This window comes from Nostoc cf. edaphicum LEGE 07299, assembly GCF_015207245.1.
Classification (GTDB): Bacteria; Cyanobacteriota; Cyanobacteriia; order Cyanobacteriales; family Nostocaceae; genus Nostoc; species Nostoc edaphicum_B.
Genome location: NZ_JADEXF010000769.1, coordinates 1 through 3,186 on the forward strand (window position 1 = coordinate 1; position 3,186 = coordinate 3,186).

The 3,186-nt window shown below is 42.7% G+C and carries 4 protein-coding genes; 1 reads left to right on the forward strand and 3 read right to left on the reverse strand.

Annotation, left to right across the window (positions count from 1 at the left end):
- Together IQ229_RS20385 and IQ229_RS20390 are read right to left on the reverse strand one after the other, a co-directional pair.
- Positions 1 to 1,238: type IV secretory system conjugative DNA transfer family protein (locus tag IQ229_RS20385; RefSeq protein WP_194046862.1), on the reverse strand; the 1,238-nt coding region annotated here is incomplete at its 3' end.
- A gap of 127 nt (positions 1,239 to 1,365) precedes the next feature.
- Positions 1,366 to 1,599 (reverse strand): hypothetical protein, encoded by a 234-nt coding sequence (locus tag IQ229_RS20390; RefSeq protein WP_162398220.1) that lies wholly within the window; start codon positions 1,597 to 1,599, stop codon positions 1,366 to 1,368.
- Between the two features lie 181 nt (positions 1,600 to 1,780).
- Between IQ229_RS20390 and IQ229_RS20395 the strand changes: the two genes are divergently transcribed.
- A complete protein-coding gene (locus tag IQ229_RS20395) occupies positions 1,781 to 2,887 on the forward strand; it encodes a DUF5895 domain-containing protein (protein ID WP_162398219.1) in 1,107 nt (368 codons plus the stop codon).
- Positions 2,888 to 2,937: 50 nt separating this feature from the next.
- Here IQ229_RS20395 and IQ229_RS20400 read toward each other — a convergent pair.
- The coding region (locus IQ229_RS20400; protein ID WP_265583002.1) for a LysR substrate-binding domain-containing protein at positions 2,938 to 3,186 on the reverse strand (249 nt) is incomplete at its 5' end.

Consider the following 3,186-nt stretch of genomic DNA (forward strand, 5'->3'; position numbering starts at 1 on the left):
CCGTTGGAACGATATTCATTAATCCATTGAGGTAAACGGTCTAGCTTAATTGATGGTAATTCATCCAAAGAAATAATCAACGGGTCTTTGCGGGGACGGCTCAAATTACCAACAATCATCAAGTGCATTGCAGCTGCCAGCAGAGGCCCCACCACACTGCGACGTTCATCATCTAGCTTGAACACCACCATCTCTCTACCTTCAAGCTTAGTGGGAATATCCGATTTCCCTATAAATGCCCTCAGCAAATCAGCTTGGATGAAAGATGAGAAAGTACCTGCTGCTGTGGTCAAAATCCCCGAAATAGTCTTCTCTGCATCCTTGGCACTCAAAAATTGAATAAATGAAGTCGCTACCCATTCATCCAACCTTTTGGACTGTACTGCATGGTCAAGACGCTGTACAAGTTTTGGCAACCGCAGCACCGCATAAAGCATCGCCATATCTGGGTAAGGAGAACCCTTAACTAACTGCAATAGTGCTTTAGCTAACAAGTCTCCGGCTTTAGCAAAAAACTCATCACTTTTACCACCACTGGAAGCATTGCGGTTAATCACTTGTCCAATTTCTCCTGCCATTACCCCATCCCGTGCATCACGCATATAATCCAAAGGATTAATAACACCGCTAAAGGGTTCACCGGGGGCAAATACTCGTACTTTGTAACCATAACGGGCAGCTAGGGGTGCATGGAGTCGTAGTTGGTCGCCCTTCTTGTCGTAGAGTAAAATCGGAAAACCTTGCTGCATAGCACTTTCTAACATCCGGTCTATGGTAGAGTAGGTTTTACCAGACCCAGGCGCACCTATTACCAGTGTTCCCCTTTCGGCATTGGGAAACCAAACACTAGGAGATGCACCTAACATTGTTTGCAGATTAGTAATTAGCGATCGCCATTTACCTTTTACCCAATAGCGAGGAGTTCCAGACCACAGGGTAACTTTATTGTGTTTATGCTCCTTGATTTGCTTGAGTGCTAGGTTAGTTGCTGCTAGTTTCTCGCTGATACCGGAGACTTTACCAGTGGTAATTTTTCCCTTACCAGTACCACTGATTTGCAACAACAGTATAACGAACAGTATTCCACCTACCATCATCCAACCTTGGGGATTGTTATACTGTTGAAACAACTTGCCAAAGTCAATACTAGCCAGAGGTGTTTGAAAGGATGAGACTTCAATTAATGTTGAGTTAGCAGTGATCTGGTTGTCTGGTAGATTTTTCTGGTAAAGGTTCATAGCATTTAAGTAGGCATTTAGCAGAAATTTTAGCTACCAATTGAAAGCTAGGGAATTGACCTTTTGGACATTTTTTTAGAGGTGTTAGAAACTCTATTTATAGAGGAGTGTCAGATACATAACACCTTTATGAGTGGTTGCTGTTAAACCTGGCCAATACATCCTCACGGGAGAGATTCGATAACTGCAACAGTAAAGAAGCATACTCTTGTGAAGGTAGCTCTAGAATAGGCTGAATAATTGTGGCTAATTGTTCATCTAACGTATCAAATCGAACTGTTAGTAAATTGTCTACAACCATACGTTGCCCTTGCTTTTGAGCCTCTTGCTCCCACTGTATATATAGTGGTGATAATTTCATGATTAACCTCCTTTCATCCTCATCTATATTTTCGCTAGTTTGTAAATTAGCATTCAAGATACTTTATTTGATGGCGTAATTTCAATCTGTGGTGGAGAGTAATTGCCTCATAAACAACGATTGGTAAATAAGTTTTGAGGCTAACGCCTCATGCGTTGGGCAATCATATTTATGTAGTCCAATGGTTAAATCTAGGGTTTCAAACAACTCTAATCGCTCCAATCAATCTACTGCCAAAACTGCTGCTTCTAATCCCAAAGCTAATACCAAAACTCAAGCAGCTAAATCTAAAGCTCCTGACACTCAATTGTCAGACCTTGATATTGACGATATTGACCCAGAACTTCTCAGCGACAGTTATAACCAAGTTAGACGACCGTTACTGCCTTACGGCATTGTCGTTAATGACAAACCTGCCGGACTTCTGATTCCAGAAGATCAGCTAGAAAAGGCTGGCTGGCTTGATATGCCTGATGAAAACGACCTAACCATTGTCACCCTAACTGAAGATGTTACTGGACTCTTAATTACTCAAGCACGTTTACTAGTTTTAGCTTTTGTGCCAGAGTATATCCGTTATAAATCAGATGTTGAAGACTTGGGTGGTTCTTTTGTTGGGCTTTATGATGAATACAAGCATAACCTTGACAAGAAAACAATGGATGTGTGTTCAGAACATGCACTGGTGTTTCTGGATGAGGATAATCAACCCCTGCATACTACTCCTGTCGTTGTCCGCTTTAAGAATGTAGCTCTCTGGAGTTTTAAGTCAGTGCGTGAGGAGTTTTACCGTTCTTTGGAAAAAACCTTTGCTGACTATTTCCAAGTGCCATTTAGCGGCAAAACCGATAGGTGGCGTAGCTTAGGTGTGCTGTCAGTCGAGTTCAAAGCTGTCAAAGAGGGCGAAGGTAAGAATAAACACGACTGTTGTAAGACTGTAGACTATACTAAACCCACCGTTGAAAATCTGTCTCAATTTTATTTGGGTCAACCCGCAGCTAAAGCCCTAATTTGGCAACAACATGATGCGATCGCTGGTTTTAATGAACCTCAATCCCTACCTGCTTTGCCAGGAGAATCGGTATCTGTAGACGTGGAAGTATTGCCACCAAATAAGAATAGGAACAAAACTCAAAGCGTTCGGAAATCCAAACCAGCGACCAAGCCACCTCGCAAAATTCAACTTATTGACGATGACGACTTCCTCGATGAAACCGACGATTTGGAAGCTGAGTTAGACGATGATGATTTTGAGGAGGAAGACGATGAACTAGATGATGAGGAATAGTCCAATGGGCGCATCTATGAATTGGGGGAGTACAAGCGTTTTGATAAGCCTCAACAGCATTGCTTAAATCGTGTAACGGCTCTTGATTGCGCTAGAAATTGGTGTAGCACGGGCGAGGTGTTTGCACTTCGCCAAACAATTGCCAACTTGACATAGAGCGTTTGGTCTTCGAGCGGTTTGTAAACGACCCCTGCTCGTTGCAAATTCTGGAGTGAAGCTGGGACAAGCGCAACTCCTAATTCCGCTGCCACTAAGCTGACAATGGTTTGCATCTGAATTGCTTCCTGAGTTACTTGGGG

Coding starts and splice junctions, on each gene's coding strand:
- IQ229_RS20395 (WP_162398219.1), top strand. CDS start 1,781: ATGGTTAAATCTAGGGTTTCAAACAACTCTAATCGCTCCAATCAATCT.
- IQ229_RS20390 (WP_162398220.1), bottom strand. CDS start 1,599: ATGAAATTATCACCACTATATATACAGTGGGAGCAAGAGGCTCAAAAG.